At 68.4% G+C, this 16,598-nt stretch carries 16 protein-coding genes and 1 pseudogene; 8 read left to right on the top strand and 9 right to left on the bottom strand.

Annotated features, from left to right (window positions below; translation table 11 throughout):
- Nucleotides 1-1,533 (bottom strand): GGDEF domain-containing protein, encoded by a 1,533-nt coding sequence (locus ABZ420_RS04200; RefSeq protein WP_357116902.1) that lies wholly within the window; start codon nucleotides 1,531-1,533, stop codon nucleotides 1-3.
- A 335-nt stretch (nucleotides 1,534-1,868) separates the two neighbouring features.
- Between ABZ420_RS04200 and galK the strand changes: the two genes are divergently transcribed.
- The 3 genes from galK to ABZ420_RS04185 all read left to right on the top strand — a co-directional run bounded on the left by galK (nucleotide 1,869) and on the right by ABZ420_RS04185 (nucleotide 5,214).
- Entirely contained in the window at nucleotides 1,869-2,993 is a 1,125-nt protein-coding gene (gene galK / locus ABZ420_RS04195) for a galactokinase (RefSeq protein ID WP_357116900.1), read from the top strand.
- A gap of 262 nt (nucleotides 2,994-3,255) precedes the next feature.
- A complete protein-coding gene (locus ABZ420_RS04190; protein WP_357116987.1) occupies nucleotides 3,256-4,947 on the top strand; it encodes a sodium:solute symporter family protein in 1,692 nt (563 codons plus the stop codon).
- A 12-nt stretch (nucleotides 4,948-4,959) separates the two neighbouring features.
- Nucleotides 4,960-5,214, top strand: a complete 255-nt coding sequence (locus ABZ420_RS04185) for a hypothetical protein (RefSeq protein ID WP_357116898.1) — start codon at nucleotides 4,960-4,962, stop codon at nucleotides 5,212-5,214.
- A 237-nt stretch (nucleotides 5,215-5,451) separates the two neighbouring features.
- Here the strand turns inward: ABZ420_RS04185 and ABZ420_RS04180 are convergent.
- Together ABZ420_RS04180 and ABZ420_RS04175 are read right to left on the bottom strand one after the other, a co-directional pair.
- Nucleotides 5,452-5,907: pseudogene (locus ABZ420_RS04180) on the bottom strand (SRPBCC family protein); the annotation flags it as partial.
- Between the two features lie 133 nt (nucleotides 5,908-6,040).
- Entirely contained in the window at nucleotides 6,041-7,237 is a 1,197-nt protein-coding gene (locus ABZ420_RS04175) for a helix-turn-helix transcriptional regulator (RefSeq protein WP_357116896.1), read from the bottom strand.
- Nucleotides 7,238-7,550: 313 nt separating this feature from the next.
- Here ABZ420_RS04175 and ABZ420_RS04170 point away from each other — a divergent pair, with 313 nt between their 5' ends.
- Nucleotides 7,551-7,847: a hypothetical protein gene (locus ABZ420_RS04170; RefSeq protein WP_357116894.1), complete on the top strand. Its 297-nt coding sequence runs from the start codon at nucleotides 7,551-7,553 to the stop codon at nucleotides 7,845-7,847.
- A 111-nt stretch (nucleotides 7,848-7,958) separates the two neighbouring features.
- Here ABZ420_RS04170 and ABZ420_RS04165 read toward each other — a convergent pair whose 3' ends face one another.
- A complete protein-coding gene (locus tag ABZ420_RS04165) occupies nucleotides 7,959-8,318 on the bottom strand; it encodes an Rv2640c family ArsR-like transcriptional regulator (protein ID WP_040868902.1) in 360 nt (119 codons plus the stop codon).
- Between the two features lie 98 nt (nucleotides 8,319-8,416).
- Between ABZ420_RS04165 and ABZ420_RS04160 the strand changes: the two genes are divergently transcribed.
- The 4 genes from ABZ420_RS04160 to ABZ420_RS04145 all read left to right on the top strand — a co-directional run bounded on the left by ABZ420_RS04160 (nucleotide 8,417) and on the right by ABZ420_RS04145 (nucleotide 10,542).
- Nucleotides 8,417-8,941, top strand: a complete 525-nt coding sequence (locus ABZ420_RS04160; RefSeq protein ID WP_357116892.1) for an ArsI/CadI family heavy metal resistance metalloenzyme — start codon at nucleotides 8,417-8,419, stop codon at nucleotides 8,939-8,941.
- Between the two features lie 69 nt (nucleotides 8,942-9,010).
- Nucleotides 9,011-9,388, top strand: coding sequence for a metalloregulator ArsR/SmtB family transcription factor (locus tag ABZ420_RS04155; RefSeq protein ID WP_357116890.1), 378 nt, complete (start codon nucleotides 9,011-9,013; stop codon nucleotides 9,386-9,388).
- Complete coding sequence (locus tag ABZ420_RS04150) at nucleotides 9,385-10,116, top strand: MIP/aquaporin family protein (protein ID WP_357116888.1); 732 nt, start codon at nucleotides 9,385-9,387, stop codon at nucleotides 10,114-10,116. The genes ABZ420_RS04155 and ABZ420_RS04150 overlap by 4 nt, the downstream gene beginning before the upstream one ends.
- 15 nt (nucleotides 10,117-10,131) lie before the next feature.
- Nucleotides 10,132-10,542, top strand: coding sequence for an arsenate reductase ArsC (locus ABZ420_RS04145; protein WP_357116886.1), 411 nt, complete (start codon nucleotides 10,132-10,134; stop codon nucleotides 10,540-10,542).
- Nucleotides 10,543-10,653: 111 nt separating this feature from the next.
- Here the strand turns inward: ABZ420_RS04145 and ABZ420_RS04140 are convergent, their stop codons facing one another.
- The 5 genes from ABZ420_RS04140 to ABZ420_RS04120 form a co-directional block, all read right to left on the bottom strand.
- Nucleotides 10,654-11,205: a hypothetical protein gene (locus ABZ420_RS04140; protein ID WP_357116884.1), complete on the bottom strand. Its 552-nt coding sequence runs from the start codon at nucleotides 11,203-11,205 to the stop codon at nucleotides 10,654-10,656.
- 338 nt (nucleotides 11,206-11,543) lie between these two features.
- Complete coding sequence (locus ABZ420_RS04135) at nucleotides 11,544-12,332, bottom strand: hypothetical protein (RefSeq protein WP_357116882.1); 789 nt, start codon at nucleotides 12,330-12,332, stop codon at nucleotides 11,544-11,546.
- A gap of 100 nt (nucleotides 12,333-12,432) precedes the next feature.
- Complete coding sequence (locus ABZ420_RS04130) at nucleotides 12,433-13,902, bottom strand: PepSY-associated TM helix domain-containing protein (protein ID WP_357116880.1); 1,470 nt, start codon at nucleotides 13,900-13,902, stop codon at nucleotides 12,433-12,435.
- A gap of 338 nt (nucleotides 13,903-14,240) precedes the next feature.
- Entirely contained in the window at nucleotides 14,241-14,804 is a 564-nt protein-coding gene (locus tag ABZ420_RS04125) for a hypothetical protein (protein ID WP_357116878.1), read from the bottom strand.
- Nucleotides 14,805-14,883: 79 nt separating this feature from the next.
- Nucleotides 14,884-16,542, bottom strand: coding sequence for an acyl-CoA synthetase (locus ABZ420_RS04120; protein WP_357116876.1), 1,659 nt, complete (start codon nucleotides 16,540-16,542; stop codon nucleotides 14,884-14,886).
- Nucleotides 16,543-16,598 lie beyond the last annotated feature (56 nt).

Here is a 16,598-nt window from a genome sequence, read left to right as displayed (position 1 = left end):
TCACACCGCGGGACTGGCGGATCGGGCGGCCGCGCGCCAGATCCGGCGCTCGGCGCCGGGAGTCTCGCGCCGCACGTCGTCGTGGAACGCGTAGCCGAGCGAGTACTGCTTCGCGTGGTACATGGCCGCGTCCGCGTCCCGCAGCAGGCTGTGCGCGTCGGTGTCCGAGCTGCGCGGACCCACGCACGCCACGCCGACACTCGCGGTGATCGGGATCTCGCCCGCGCTCAGCCCGAACGGCCGGACGAACGCGCCGAGCAGCCGTTCGGCCAGCACGGCGGCCTCCGGCCGGGCGAGCGGGGCGAGCACGACGAACTCGTCGCCGCCGTAGCGGGTCACCACGTCCTCTTGGCGCACCACCCGCCGGATCCGGCTCGCCGCCGTCGCGATCAGCTCATCACCGACGGCGTGGCCGTAGCTGTCGTTGACCCGCTTGAAGCCGTCGAGGTCGATGAACAGCAGGCAGATCGGTCGCTCGGCCCATTGTTCGCCGCGCTGCCGCAGCGCGCGCAGCAGCGCGGCCCGATTCAGCAATCCGGTGAGCATGTCGTGGTCGGCCTGGTACTGCGCGCGCCGCTCGCTGCGGGCACTGCGCACGATCGCGCGCTCGCTGCGCACCAGCATCCCGATCAGCAACAGCGCGAACAGCGACGACACCACCACGCGGTCGAGCGGGCGCAGGCTGGACCCGACCACCGGCACCAGCGAGGCCACGATCAGCGCGATCGCGATGAGGCTGGCGCGCTGTCGGGAGTGGTGCGGGTGAATGCGCCGCGGCATGCCGAGCGCGGCCATGGTCGGGTGCAGCGCCGCGACGCCCACGGTGGCGTAGGCGGCGAGCAGGGGAGCCAGCAGCACCTCGCGCCCGAACGCGGTCGCACCCGCGGTCTCCAGGCTGTAGCCCAGGTCGCCGAGCAGCACCGCGATCAGCCCGGCGTGCAACAGCCACAGCGAGGTCTCCGCGCGCGTGGAGGTGGCCATCGAGTGCGCCACCAACGTGAGCAGCAGTGCGTCGAGCACCGGGTAGGTCGCCGCCACCACGGCGTCGAGCCCGGTCTCGGTGGACTGGAGGATCGGGGAGATGAGGAAGGTCCAGGAAGCCAGCAGCGCGCCGAGCCCGATGAGGGCGGAGTCCAGCAGCAGGTCGTAGTTGCCGTGCACGTGGCGCGGCCAGAACCAGATCAGCGCGGCGAGCCCTACGCCGAGATAACCGAGCAGGGTGAACGCGTCGTCGAGCGGATGCAGCGCATGGTCGCCGATGTCACGCAGCGTGGTGCCGGTGGCGAACAGCACCGCCGAGCCGGACAGCAGATACCACGGCAACGGGTGCGCGGGCCGGTGGATGTGCACGCCGACGGCGATCATGGCGAGGGTCTCGCCGACGATGACGGCCATCGTGGCGAACGCCACCACTTGCGAGTCGAGCGTCAGGTTGACCGCGATCGCGGCCCCGCCGCCCCCGAGAAGCACCGCGTACCAGCCCGATCCGATACCGCGCCGACAGCCGGGCTGTGGCTGTTCACTGGGTGTCATCAGCCCCCCTTGGTCGCTCCATCCCCGGTGCACCGGGCCGCGTAACAGATCTGGGAACCCTCCACCGCGACTTCGACGTTCGCCTGTTCGTCGAGCACTGCCCGGATGCTGTCGGCGAACGAGAACCGAGTGTTGTTGTACGAGCGAATGTCCCAACCGACCGCAGCGCGCTCGGCAACCAACCGCCCTGGACAACTGATTTGATCATGGCATGGAATGCCGCCCCCTCGCGGGCAGTTGGCGCAACAAGAGTGAAACCGGGTGCGCCATGTACTCCTGCACACGCGGGGTGTCTCGTACCCTGACACGACCGACGAGGACAGCGAGGGACGAGCTTGCGGACATGGGTGGCGCCGGGGCGGGTCAACATCATCGGTGAGCACACCGACTACAACGACGGTTACGTCCTGCCTATCGCGTTGCCGCTGGTGGTGCGGTGCGCGGCGGCGGCGCGCACCGACGGGCTGGTGCGGGTGGGCTCGCGGCAGCGGCCCGGCGAGCCGGTGCTCGTCGCGGTGTCCGATCTCGCCCGGCAGCGGGCACTGGTGCCCGGGTGGGCGCGCTATCCGCTCGGCGTGGTCGCCGAGTTCACCAGGCGCGGGCACCGGATTCCCGGCGTGGATCTCGACCTCGACGGCGCGGTGCCGATCGGTGCGGGGCTGTCGTCCTCGGCGGCGTTGTCCTGCGCGGTGGCCGTCGCGCTGCGTGACCTGTTCGCGCCCGGCCTGACCGACCGGATGTTGATCGACATGGCCCGTGCCGCCGAGAACGACTACGTCGGCGCGCCGACCGGCTTGCTCGACCAGTCGGCCGCGCTGCTGTGCACGGCCGGGCACGCGCTCTTGCTGGACGTGCGGGCATTCGCCGCCGACACCGCCGCGCCGCGCGGGACCGGGCACGAGCAGATCCCCTTCGACCTCGCCGCGTTCGGACTCGAACTGCTGGTGATCGATACCGGGCAACCGCACGAACTGGTGGACGGCCGCTACGCCGAGCGCCGCGACCAGTGCGCCGCGGCGGCCGAGGCGCTGGGCGTCACCGCTTTGCGCGATGTGGCGGCGGCCGACGTCGACCGGATCGCCGACGACGTGCTGCGCCGCCGCGCCAGGCACGTGGTGACGGAGAACGCCAGGGTGCTCGCGGTTGCCGAGAAATTGCGAGAAGGCGTCGACCCCCGGGGAATCGGGCCGATACTCACCGCGGGGCACGCTTCGCTGCGCGACGACTTCGAGGTGTCCACCCCGGCACTCGACGCGGCGGTCGAGGCCGCGGTGGCGGCGGGAGCGCACGGCGGGCGCATGGTCGGCGGCGGGTTCGGCGGAAGCGCCATCGCGCTCGTCGACCGGGAGGGCACCGAGGCGGTGGTGGCGGCGGTGCGGCGGCGTTTCGCCGACGCGGGTCTGGCTGCTCCGCGCACCTTCGCGGTGGTCGCCGCCGCCGGAGCGCACGGGGCCGGCTGAGACCGACCTGATTGTGCGCGAATCTCGCGCCGGTAGGGCATGATCACGCAGAGTGGTGTCAGCCGACACCATTCGGCGGGCGACGAGGAGGTCGCGCGACGCCGGGCAGGACCAGCACGACGCATGCTCTCGCACGACGGACGATCTCACTCGCCGCCCCGGTTTCACCGCCAGGAGGAACGCTGTGCCGCTCGCCGATCCGTCCGTTCTCGCCGCCGTGCCGATCGTGTCCGACCTGCGCCCGGCCGCCCCACCCCCGCACCTGGTAGCCGCCGAGACCCTCCGGTTGGACGCGCAGCCGGTCGATTACGCGCTGGTCGCCCTGTATTTCGTGTTCGTGATCGGCATCGGCCTGCTGGCCAGGCAGCGCGTGTCCTCCAGCATCGACTTCTTCCTGTCCGGCCGCTCGCTGCCCGCCTGGGTGACCGGCCTGGCGTTCATCTCCGCCAACCTCGGCGCGGTGGAGATCATGGGCATGTCCGCCAACGGCGCGGAGTACGGGTTCCCGACCTTCCACTACTTCTGGATCGGCGCGGTACCGGCCATGCTGTTCCTCGGCGTGGTGATGATGCCGTTCTACTACGGCTCCAAGGTGCGCAGCGTGCCGGAGTTCATGCGCCGCCGCTTCGGCACCGGCGCCCACCTGGTGAACGCGCTGAGTTTCGCCGTCGCGCAGATCCTCATCGCCGGGGTCAATCTGTATCTGCTCGGGTCCATCGTGAACGTGCTGCTGGGCTGGCCGCTGTGGGTCTCGGTGATCGTGGCCGCGGTGATCGTGCTGTCCTACATCACCCTCGGCGGTCTGTCGGCCGCGATCTACAACGAGGTGCTCCAGTTCTTCGTGATCGTGGCCGCGCTGCTGCCGCTCACCCTGGTCGGCCTGCACAAGGTCGGCGGCTTGGACGGCCTGCGGGACAAGATCGGCGCGTCACCGGGCGGAGCCCAGCAGTGGGAATCCTGGCCGGGCAACGCACTCAGCGGGTTCGGCAACGACTTCCTGTCGATCCTCGGCATCGTGTTCGGACTGGGTTTCGTGCTGTCGTTCGGGTACTGGACCACGAACTTCGTCGAAGTGCAGCGCGCCATGGCGACGCATTCCATCTCGGCGGCGCGGCGCACCCCGATCATCGGCGCCTACCCGAAGATGTTCATCCCCCTGATCGTCGTGATCCCCGGCATGATCAGCGCGGTGCTGGTGCCGCAGATGTCGGAGTACAAGGCGGCGGTGACCGCGAACCCGGACTTCGAGAGCGACACCACCTACAACCAGGCGCTGCTGTACCTGATGAAAGACGTGCTGCCCAACGGCCTGCTCGGGGTGGGGCTGGCCGGCCTGCTCGCGGCGTTCATGGCGGGCATGGCGGCCAACATCTCCGCCTTCAACACGGTGTTCAGCTACGACCTGTGGCAGCAGTACGTGCGCCGGGACCGCCCGGACGGGTACTACCTCGGCGTGGGCCGGTTGGCCACCATCGGAGCGACCGTGGCGGCGATCTTCACCGCGTTCATCGCCTCCGGGTTCAGCAACATGATGGACTACCTGCAAACCCTGTTCAGCTTCTTCAACGCGCCGCTGTTCGCCACGTTCATCCTCGGCATGTTCTGGAAACGGATGACGCCGACCGCGGGCTGGATGGGTCTGGTCTGCGGAACCGGTTCGGCCATCCTGGTTTTCCTCCTGCACAAGACAGGCGTGTTCGAGTTGTCCGGGCAAGGAGCGAGTTTCGTCGCCGCCGGGGTGGCCTTCGTGGTCGACATCGTGGTCAGCGTGCTCGTCACCCAGGTGACGCGGCCGAAGCCGGCGTCCGAACTGGTCGGGCTGGTGTACTCGGAGACGCCCAAGGAGGTCCGCACCGATCCCGAGGCAGGCACATTGCCCTGGTATCAGCGCCCGGTCCTGCTGGCGGGCATCGCGCTCGCGCTCGTCATCGCGCTCAACGTTGTCGTCGGATAAGGAGCCGCCACAATGCTTTTCGATATCCGCACCATCGTCGGCGCGTTGCTCGGGTGCTACGCGGTCGTTCTCGTCGTCACCGGCCTGGTACACGACACCGCGGCGGAGCAGGCCAAGACCGGCGGGATCAACGTGAACCTCTGGGCCGGGCTCGGTATGGGGGCCGTGGCGCTTGCCTTCGTGGCTTGGGTCTTGCTGCGCCCGGTCCAGGTGCCGCCCGAACCGCGCCCGGCGGAGGGCGCCGATGAGGAGCGCGATTCCGCCTGACACGACGGTGCCCCCCGGGAAAACCCGGGGGGCACTGGTTGTCGCACGGATCAGGCGTCAGGGGCGGGTGGTTCCGCCGGGCCAGGTGCCGGTTCCTCCGGTGCCCGGCGTACCACCGACGCCCGGCGTACCGGTTCCGCCCATTCCAGGTGTGCCGGTCCCGCCGACACCAGGGGTGCCGGTCTGGCCGGCGCCGGGGCGGGGAGTCGCGCCGCGCTCCGTAGCGGTGTCCGCGGCGCCCGGTCGCGGAATATCACCGCGCCAAGCGCCTGTTTCGCGGCCTCGTTCTTCGACGAAGTGCTTGAAGCGCTCGAGGTCACCGCTCACGCGGTGCTTCAGCACCCCGAGCTTGTCGGCGACGTTCTCCACGAACCCTTCGGGGTCGACGTCCATCTGCGCGGTCACCCGGGTGTGGGTGTCGTCGAGCCGATGGAAGGTGACGACGCCCGCGTGTTTGGGTCCGCTGTCGGACTTCCAGGCGATCCGTTCGTCGGGATGCTGCTCGGTGATCGTCGCGTCGAACTCACGCGTCGACGGGCCGACATGGACACGCCAGTGCGTGTGCCGGTCGTCGAGCTGGTCCACTGCTTCGACACCCTCCATGAAATGCGGAAACGACTCGAACTGCGTCCACTGGTTGTAGGCGGTACGAACCGGAACCTCGACGTCCACAGTGGCGGCCATTGTGCTCACTTGCTACCCCTTTCCTCGCCCACCCACACCATCTCGCGTGGACGGGCGTCTTTCGGTTGACAAGCGCTCCCTTGGGGGCGACTCGGGACATTCATCGCTTACCCGAGGGGTGGGAGGACAAACAGGGCGAGGTCTACACCAGTACGGTCGCCGCGTAAAAGTCCAGCTCCCGGACCGGTTGTGTCGTGGCCCACGGTTCGAATCCCGCCCGGGTTTCGGTGTATGCCCGGCGCAGCCGCGGCGAGGTGTTCCGCGCGGCCAGGTCGATGGCATGCCTGGCGGCCGCGCACGCACGGTCGACGTCACGTGGCGCGGTCAGTCGCGCGAGGCTGAGATTCCACAAGGCTCGGTCGCGGGCCGCATGGGCCGGAATCAGTCCCAGCACGCCGTCGATCGTGTCGGCCGCCGCTTCGAGCTCACCACCCGTTTCCAGGCAGCGGGCGGTCATGGCGCCGGTCGTCCACGCGCTCTGGTAGTAGCAATACGACTCGTCCGGAGTCGTCTGCTCGGTGAATTCGTCGCGTACTCGAAGCAGCTGTCGCCACGCGTCGAAATTCCGTCCGTCGGAGGCGAATGCCTGCGCGGCGCACAGCTTGCGGAAGTCGTCGACGCGACCGTCTTTCACCTGCGGCCGCAGCATCCCGTCCGCGAGGGCGGCGGCAGTTCGGAATTCGCGCATGTGGACAGCCAGTTGGGTCCTGTGACAGAGGATGCCGGTCGCGATATCGGGGTCACCCGATTCGTCCGCGTGCCGATAGGCGATTCGAAACTGCTTGTCCGCGTTATCCAGATCGCCCTGATCCCACGCGGACCACGCGCTGCTGGCCATGGCCTCCGCGGTCAGCGATTGCAGTGCCGGGCGCAGACTCGGCGGACAGTCGCGCAGCAGCGACACGCATGTCTGCGCTTGGGCTTCGATGATCGGTCGCGCCGCATCCGACCCCAGCTGGTCGTCCAGGAGTTGTGCGGAGTGCACGGTGTTGCGCAGATGGCCGATCGCGTCGGACGTGACGGTCGGACAACCACCGCTTCCGCTCATCGTCGCCACGCCGATGACCGCGCCGGTGGCGGCGATGAAGTGTCGCCGGTTCACGTCCAGGTCTCCGATCAACGCCCGGAAACGCTTCCGCGCCCCATGGTCCGCATCTTCCAACACCCTGTCCAGCCGCGCTTGATGGCCGATACCGACGTGGCGGTTCGGTCGGCTCTCCCAGAAGCTCACCGTCCGTTGACCGCAACGCAGCAGCTCCGCGAGTTCGCTCTGCGTCAACCTGCACGCATCGCGGAGCGTCTTCACATCCGTGCCGGTCCACATCGTCACTTCTGCCACGGTTCCCCCTCGGCCCGCTGAACGGTTGTTGCTGCCGATTGCTCGAACTTGCGTGTCCGTTGCCTTCCACCAGGCATTTTGCCCCGGCATTGTGGCCTGTGTACCTGGAACCGGGAAACCTTGTCGCACAACCGAACCCTGTGTGACGGGATGTCCGAATGGTGCGCGACACCTCGTGCCGGGTGGCGTTGCGTCCCCGGTCCCGGCTCGACCGACCATCGCGAAGGGCCTGTCAGTGCAGAACATTCCTGATGGGGACGCTCCGTCGCCCCGCCGCGGTCGACGACCACCAGCGCGACCCAGAGACGACCGCATGATCTACGACGAACGCGCCGAAGCAGAGATAGCCGTTCTCACCGACGTCATCGTCGCCGTCGACGCGGCACTGGCGGTCGCCGCGTGCCAGGGCCGCCACCCCAGCGATCAACGCGCTCACGTGGTCGCGATCGTGCTCTACGAGTTGATCGCCAGTGCCCGAACGGTGGCCGGACCCGATACCGGCCGCCTCTACGCCGCCCCCCTTCTCGATCACCCCCTCGAAAACGCGGCCCCTGAACTGTCCCCGCTCGATCTCTTGATCCCCCTCCTCGTCAACCGCCACACCTCCTGACACCCCCGCCCGCGGCGAATCGAAGCCCAGCCACTATGTCTGCCTCGACGGCCACACGCGGCAGCTCTTTCCGACGGCGCACGAGTGGCACATCGCTGCGGCGAACCGCGATCAGCGGCAGCAGTTCGGGTCGAGGACTACGCAGAGCGCTGCCAGGGCGTCGCGGCGGGCGCGGTGGAAAGTGTTCATGCCACGGCGTTCGGAGTCCACGAGGCCGGCCTTGCGAAGTTGGCCGAGGTGGTGGCTGACCGTCGACTCCGACACTCCGACGGCTGCGGCGAGGTCGCCGCCGTTCTCCTCGCCGGGAGGGCTGGTCAGCAGCAGGGACAAGAGCTTCACGCGCACCGGGTCGGCGATCGCCTTCAGGCGCAGCGCCACTTCCAGCGCGGCAGCGTCGTCGACCGGTCCGGCGGCGACCGGCGGGCAGCAGACCGGGGCGGACATATCGATCACGGGCAGCGTCTTGGGCATGAGATCAACAGTACCGACTATGTTGACATATGTCGAAAAGGTGGCAGACTCGGCACCGGAGAAGTTCTTCGATATATGTCACACAAGTGGAGGTAGTCATGTCCCGCATCCAACTCGCCCTGAACGTCGACGACATCGACCGGGCCGTGCAGTTCTACTCGACCCTCTTCGCCGCCGAGCCCGCCAAGCGCAAGCCCGGCTACGCCAACTTCGCCATCGACGAACCGCCGCTGAAACTCGTGCTGATCGAGAACCCCGGCCACGGCGGCAGTGTCAACCACCTCGGTGTCGAGGTCGAGAATTCCGGCCAGGTGCACGCCGAGATCACGCGCCTCTCGGAAGCGGGATTGTTCACCGAAGAGCAGATGGCCACCACCTGTTGCTTCGCCACCCAGGACAAGGTCTGGGTCGCCGGCCCGGACGCCGAACGCTGGGAGGTCTACACCGTCCTCGCCGACAGCGACACCTTCGGCGCCGCCCCCGCCGGTGCGGCCGGGCTCACCGACGCCGAAGCGGTTCAGGCATGCTGCGGCACCGTCGAGGAAGCCGCCGCCGAAGGTGCTTGCTGCGGCTCGACCGCGAAGAAAGCGGCGGTCGCCTCCGGCGCCACCTGCTGCAACTGATCCGGCACGGGGCACGGGTTCACCAAGTGTTCGCTTGCCCGTGGATTCGATATATATCAATATCGATGAGTGTCGAAATCGAAGTTGCCGCTGATCGGCGTGACCTCACCGTCGTGTGAGGTCACGCCCCTGGTCCGTCGACCGCTGACCACCGGCGCCGCCACGGAGCTGGCGGGCATTTTCAAAGCACTGTCGGATCCGGTCCGGTTGCGGCTGCTGTCGATGGTCGCCAGCCGCGCGGGGCAGGAGGCCTGCGTCTGCGAACTCGCGGAGGGCTTCGATGTCGGCCAGCCCACCATTTCCCACCACCTGAAAGTGCTGCGCGAAGCTGGGCTGCTCAGCAGTGAGCGACGCGGATCGTGGGTGTACTACCGCGTCGAACCCGCCGCGCTGCGGCAGCTGTCCCAGCTATTGGATATCGCCGCTCCCGAAGCGGCGGCGCGATGACCGAGCTGACGCGCAGGCTGCTGGCCGAATACCTCGGCACCGCACTACTGGTCACCGTCGTGGTCGGCTCCGGCATCGCCGCCCAGCAGCTGTCGCCGAACGACATCGGCGTGCAATTGCTCGAGAACTCGACCGCGACCATGCTCGGGCTCGCGGTGTTGATCCTGGTCTTCGGGCCTGTCTCGGGCGCCCATCTCAACCCGGTCGTCTCGCTCGCGGACTGGCTACTGGGTCGCCGCCACGGGACCGGTCTACCTCGCGGAGATCTCGCCGGTTACATCGCCGCCCAGCTCGCAGGCGGCAGCACGGGCGCGATCCTGGCGAACCTCATGTTCGACCGGCCCGCGGTGCAGATCTCGACGCAGCACCGCGTCACCGGCGGCCATCTCCTCGCCGAAGTGATCGCCACCGCCGGACTCGTCGCGGTCGTCTTCGCTCTCGCGCGATCCGGGCGCGCCGCGCTGTCGGCGGCCGCGGTCGCCGCTTACATCGGGGCGGCCTACTGGTTCACCAGCTCCACTTCTTTCGCCAACCCCGCCGTGACCGTCGGCCGCGTCTTCTCCGACACCTTCGCGGGAATCGCCCCCGCCTCCGCACCCGGCTACATCGCAGCCCAGATCATCGGCGCGCTCATCGGCCTCGCACTGGTCACCGTCCTCTACCCGGCCACCACGGCCGCAGCCGCCGAAAACGCCGTCGTCCCCGGCCACACCACCGCAACCCACTGAAAGACACCGAGCCGAATGTCGATCAAACCAACCGTGCTATTCGTGTGCGTCCACAACGCGGGGCGTTCCCAAATGGCCGCCGCCTTGCTCGCTCACCTCGCGCACGACCGGGTCGAAGTCCGCTCGGCGGGCTCCGCGCCCGCCGACCGCATCAATCCCGTCGTCGCCGATGTCATGCGCGAGATGGGCATCGATATCACCGACCGGAAACCGAAGATCCTCACCCCCGAAGCCGTCGAATCCTCCGATGTCGTCATCACCATGGGTTGCGGTGACGCCTGCCCCTACTATCCGGGAAAACGTTATCTCGATTGGAAACTCGACGACCCCGCCGGACAAGATCACGACACCGTGCGTGCCATCCGCCACCAGATCGAACGACATGTACGGACCCTGCTCGCCGACCTCGCGATAGCGACGACGTGACGTAGCCCGCCGCATATCGGAACCCCAGGCGCATTTTTCACAGAGAAAGCCGGGTGGGTTCGTGACCCGCCCGGCTCGTGTAGATACTTGGAATTCGGTCCTCCGTATCGATCAGAACGGCGTGAAGAAGAAGCCGAACCACGCACCGACGGCTGCGCCGACCACGCAACCGATGACGGCGCCGACGATGAAGAACCAGATGCCGATGGCAATGCCGATCGCGCAACCGATCGCCGCGCCCAACACGGCACCGCCGAACAGGGCGTCGTGCATCAGGCCCTGCACCTCGGGTGCGACCGCGCCGGGTGACGGCACGCCGGCCGCCGGTGTCAGTGTCAGCGTCCTAGCCGACGGATCGAGCGTTGGTATGACGCTGAAATTCTGACCGGTCTCCATACGTAGTGTCGTCGGGATCGCACCGACGATCGCGCCCTCGTCGGAGAGCACGTTGACCGCTGCCGGTGTGACCTCGAAACGTCCCGAAGCCAGATCGACGGTAGCGGTGCGGTGATCCGCCGCCAGCGTTGTCGTGTAGGAGATAGGCCCATCCACCCCGTTCATCGTGAGGTCTGCCAGGGTGCCCTCACCGTGTGCTGTGGCCATTGCTATCCCCGTTGACGCGACGGCCAACAGGGCGGTAGCCACCAATTTCTTGATAAACATTTGGAAGTCCAATCATCGGACGATGTTGTTGGATTTCCCCCGGACGGGCGACAGTGACCGTCGGGTATAATCTTTCACCCTCAACCTGAGCAGTGTCGATAGTGTCGGGTATGAGAAATTTTCGTATTCGCGGTCGGATTTTTCCCCTAAACATCGACGTTGCGGCCCCCCTTCGCTCGCTACTCGGCGGCATCGAACCGGCGAAGCTCTACCGCGCGCAAGCACTTTGATTCTTACTCAGAAGAATCGACCGATGACCGGGTCGGAAATGAATACTCCTCCCGGGACGACGCCGCAGCCCCGGCCCCGGCGCTGGGGCCGGGGCCGGGGCGAAAAGGCTACTTCTGGGGTTCGGGTGCCTTGGGCATGGGCGAATTGATCGTGCTGAAGTACATGATCGCCGCGCCGACGGCGACCGGGGCCGTCACGAGGATCTGGCCCGCGACCGTGCCGAGGGCGCCGACGGCGACGATGCCGCCGAGGCAGCCGACGGCGGCGGCCGGGATGAACGGGCCGAACATGCCGACGATGGTGGCGGCGGCGACGGTCGCTCCGGCGATGCCGCCGAGGATGCAGCCGACCGAGGCGCCGCCGATACCGCCGACCAGCGTGCCGATGGTGGCGCCCATGCCGACCGTGCTGGTCAAACGGGACCAGGCGGCCTGCTCACGGTCGTACTCGGTCTTCCACGGCGCCTTGTCCTCGAACGGCAGGGCCACCGGCTTGTAGGTCGCGTGCGCCAGGTCGAACTGTGGCGTCAGCGTCGCGGTGCGCTCGGAGATCTCGGCGGCGATGGGGAATTCGAACTCGTCGAGGTGGAAGGTCAACGGCGCGCCCGCGACGACGGTGCCGTCGGCGGCCTTCAGCTTCAGCACCTGGTCCTCGACCACCAGCGAGCCGGAATCGGTGGTGATGATGCTGGAGGTCTCGGTGGCGTGTGCGGTGAAGCCGACACCCCCGGCGGCGGTCTCGGTAGGTGTGGACTCCGCGGACGTGGGCTCCGTCGACGTGGCCTCCGCGGACACGGTGTCCGCGGGAACGGCGGGCGCGGCGGAACTCGTGCCCGCGCAGATGCTCACGGCAGCCGTCGTGAACGCGGCGGCCAGGGCGAGTTTCGTGATGTGCATGGAAATCCTTGGTTTCGGAGGCATGGCGAAGCGACGGCCATACCTTGTGAGGTTCGGTAGGTCGTGGAAGAACGGGCGTTCGCCCGTGGATATGTGGGATCTACGCGGTGGCGCGCCTGCGTCCGGCGACGCCGATCAGCACATCGATTACCAGGAAGACGAGCAGGCTCAATCCGACCAGCGGGACGAACCACCCCACCACCAGCGCGGCGGCCGCCAGCGGGATGACCAGCCACAGCGAGGACTTGCGCAACGCGCCGCGTCGCGGAGCCCGGCCGAGGACGAACCGGCCCGCATCCCGGGTCGGCCGTCTGCGCCACCACATCAGGTAGCCGCGCACGATCACGGTGATCAGGCCGATCATCGCCGCGAGCAGCAACAACTGATTGAGCAGCCCGAACATCAGCCCCATGTGGAACTGGATGCCCCAGTTGGTGAGCTTGGCCATCAGCGGCCACTCGGCGTAGGGCAGTCGATCGGTGACCGCGCCGGTCGCGCCGTCGACAGCCACCGAGTCGACGGTGTAGACGCCGGGCATCCGGCGTTCCTTCACCGCGAACGCCTTGCCCGGCGCGGCCGGGACGGCGATCTCGGCCGCCTGCGTGATGCCTTCGGCGCGGGCGCTCGCGTACACCCGATCCAGCTGGGCGATCCGGTCGGCCGGGTCGGCGGGCGCGTGCTCCGCGTGGCCGCCGCCGTGGTGCTCGGAGCCCGAATCATGCTCGGACGCAACGGCTCCGGGCAAGGCGGTGCCGACCGCGGGTGTGGTCCAGCTGAGCTGCTCACGCAATTCGGTGATGTTCTCGCCCGCGTAGGTCGACCAGGTCATGCCGGTGGCCGACAGCAGCAGCGCGAGCGGAAGCACCCACATCCCGACCGCGCCGTGCCAGTTCAGGGTGCGGCCCCGCGCGCGCTGTGAGCGATCGGCCGCCCAGAGCCATCCCCAGCCGTCGCGGGCCCGGCGGCCCCGCACCCGGCGCACCCAGATGACCAGACCGGCCAGCGCGACGATCCACAGCCAGGACGCGGCGAGCTCGCTGTAGAGCCGGCCGGGCTCGCCCAGATGCAGGTCGCGGTGCAACCGATCGATCCAGGTGCGCATCGGCAGCGCCCCCGAACTGCCGTACACGACGGCGTCGCCCACCGGCTGCGCGGTGTACGGGTTCACGAACACCGCCCGCCGCTCGGATTCGCCCAGCGACGGGTCGCTGAACAGCACGCGGGTGGTGTCTTCGGCGCCCGCGGCCGGGGCGACCGCGACGAGTGGCAGGTCCGGCCGGACGGCCACGGCCGCGCCGACCTGCTCCGACAGCGGCTTCGGTGTTCCGGCCTGCGTGACCGTCAGCAGATCACGCGACGCGATCGACTCCAGAGTCGGCGAGATGGCGTAGAGCGCGCCGGTGACGGCCGCTATCAAGATGAACGGCCCGACGAACACTCCTGCGTAGAAGTGCAGCCGCATGGCCAGCGCGTACAAGCTGTTGCGCGCGGTGGCCCGGCGGGCGGCGGCGGGGGAGTCCGACGGCTCCGGCAAGTCGGCGTCGGAAGTGATGGTTTCTGTTGTACTCACGGTTGTTTCGTTTCTCACGGCGGGAACCCCGGACGGGCGCACACCGCTTCCCGGTGGCCGTGGACAAGCGGCCACTACGGCGACAGCGCGTACCTCGCGGACGCTGGTCGCGGAACTACGTGAAGCGGCGACCTTTCGGCCGACGGTGAACGCGCTCATCAGAGGAAACGTGATCGCACCGCGGCTCGGAAGGATGGTTCGCGACCCGGACGGCACATCGCGGCGGCACGCTCAGGTATGGGCACGAGAGTGCGCGGCGATATCGTGCTGCACGGGAAAGACCGTGACGTGAGCGGTACTCGCGCCACGGCGCCACGTGCACCGGGTGGGGGAGGGAATCAGAGAACGACCGCGAAGGGCGGAGCCCGCGTGCGCAACGCCTCCGCGGCGAACACGCGCAGGACGACCCGGTCGCGGTGGAGCGTCCGCAGAGGGGCGCGGTCCGCGACGACGGACGGGGTGTGGCGCAGCGGGAGCACGCGGCGCAGCACCGCGGTCCCGATCCGGTACGCGGCTTCCGCACCGCGGATCACGATCGCCGCCGCGAAGGCCGCGCACAGGTGGGCGGCGAGCATGGCCGGAGTCAGCTGGGCATCACCGTGATGCAGGTGCCCCGAGTTGATCCCCATGGTGAAGTGCCCGAGCAGCTGCCCGGCGATCAGCGCCGCGATCAGCCCGGACGACGTCTCGCGCAACGGGGCCAGGTTCGCCACCAGCGCCCCGATCACGGCGGACGCGGCGGCGAGAAGCGCCACCGCGGTGGTATCCGGCAGCATGCCGCCGGAAGCCCAGCCGTGCGCCGCTACGGAAATGGCCCCCGAGATCGCACCGGCCGAACCACCGCGCAGTCGCGCGACGGCGCCGCGACGTCCCGCGGCGGACCGGTCGAACTCATAACTCACCCGCTGATGATAGCCGACCGATTGCAGGCGCCCGACCGCATCGGCAGGCCTACCCCGGAAGGCTCGGCCCGCGCGCCGATCAGCCCGCCTCGACCTCCATCTCGATCAGCGGCTTGCGCAGCAGCTTGCCGGTCGCATTGCGGGGCAGTTCGTCGAGGAAGACCACCTCGCGCGGGACCTTGTAGCGGGCGAGGTTCGCCTTGACGTAGTCCTTGATCTCCTGCGGGTCGCGCTTGGAGTCGGGGCCGGGAACGACGAAGGCGCGCAGCCGCTTGCCGAACTCACGGTCGTCCACGCCGACGACCGCGGCTTCGAAGATGTCGTCGCGGCCCGCGATGAGGTTCTCCACCTCGAGCGGGAAGACGTTCTCGCCGCCGGAGACGATCATGTCGTCGTCGCGGCCGTCGATGTAGAGCAGGCCGTCGGAGTCGAAATGTCCCACGTCGCCGCTGGACATCATGCCGTCGACGACCTCCTTGGTGCGGCCGTCGGTGTAGCCGGTGAAGGCGAAACCGTTGTCCACGAAGATGGTTCCGGTGACGTTCGGCTCGGTGATCGGCTTGCGGTTCTCGTCGAGCAGCACGATCCGGATGCCGACCGGCGCCTTGCCCGCGGTGGTCGGCGCCTTGCGCAGATCCTCGGGGGTGGCGACCGTCATGACGGCGCACTCGGTGGAGCCGTACAGGTTGTAGAGGCTGTCGTTGAAGTGGTCGAGCGTGCGGGTCACCACGTCGGGCGCGATGGCCGAGCCCGCCGCGAAGATCACCTTGACGCTGCTGACGTCGTACTTCGCCAGTACGTCGGCATCCAGGTCGAGGATGCGTTGCAGCATGGTCGGGACCACGACCAGCGAATCCGCTTTGTAGGTCTGGATATTCGCCAGCGTCTGCTCGGGATTGAAACGGCGCTGCTGGAAGACCACCCGATTGCCCAGCGCCAGACCGAGCGTGAACTGGGACAGGCCGGTGCCGTGGAAGATCGGCGCCGCCATGAGCATTGTGCCGTTGTTCGGCAGCGGCACTCGGTCGATGAACTGAGCCGAGGCGAAGGGGCTGACCCGGTCGCGTGGCGCGCCCTTGGGGGTGCCGGTCGTGCCGCTGGTCAGGATGACTATGCCGCCCGGCTTGGCGGGCGCGGGCAGCGCTGCGCCGGACTGCCCGGTGATCAGCGAGTCGATGGTCGGTATCGCGGGATCGGCGTTGTCCTTCTCGTCCACCCAGGTGAGGATGCGCGGGATCGCGGCGGGGATGGCGCTCATCAGGTCGATGAACTCGCTGTCGTGCAGCACCGCCTTGACGTTCTCCCGCTCGGCCACGTCGGCGAATTGCGGCTTGGCGAACCCGGTGTTCATCAGCACCCCGCGCACGCCGAGCTTGCCGGTGGCCAGCAGGCTCAGCACCATGCCGCGGTGGTCGCGGGCCAAAATCGCCACCACGTCACCGGGATTGATGCCTTTGTTCTGCAATCCGCGGGCCAGGGCGTTGGACTGCTCGTTGAGCTGGCCGAAGGTCAGCTCCCCGCCTTCGTCGACGATGGCCACGGCGTGCGGCCTGGTCTGCGCGGCGTGCATGACGACCCCGGCGAACGGGCCGAACTTCAAGATATTGAACGCCGACCGCGCCGCGTGGTCGGGGCGCAGCGGATTGAACAGCCGCCGCTTGACCATCACGTTCACGCCAAGGGCCAGATCGCCCGCCTTGCGGGCGGTGCCGCCCAGCGCGGGGAGGGAAAGAGACATCGACGACAACCTTCCGGCGGTGTCACCCGGTGGTCCTCCGGGTGGTGCGGACCGCA

Origin of the sequence: Nocardia sp. NPDC005745, from assembly GCF_040630775.1 — a bacterium.
Classification (GTDB): domain Bacteria; phylum Actinomycetota; class Actinomycetes; order Mycobacteriales; family Mycobacteriaceae; genus Nocardia.
The sequence above is the reverse complement of the archived record's forward strand: the minus strand, read 5'-3'. Positions and strand labels throughout refer to the sequence as shown.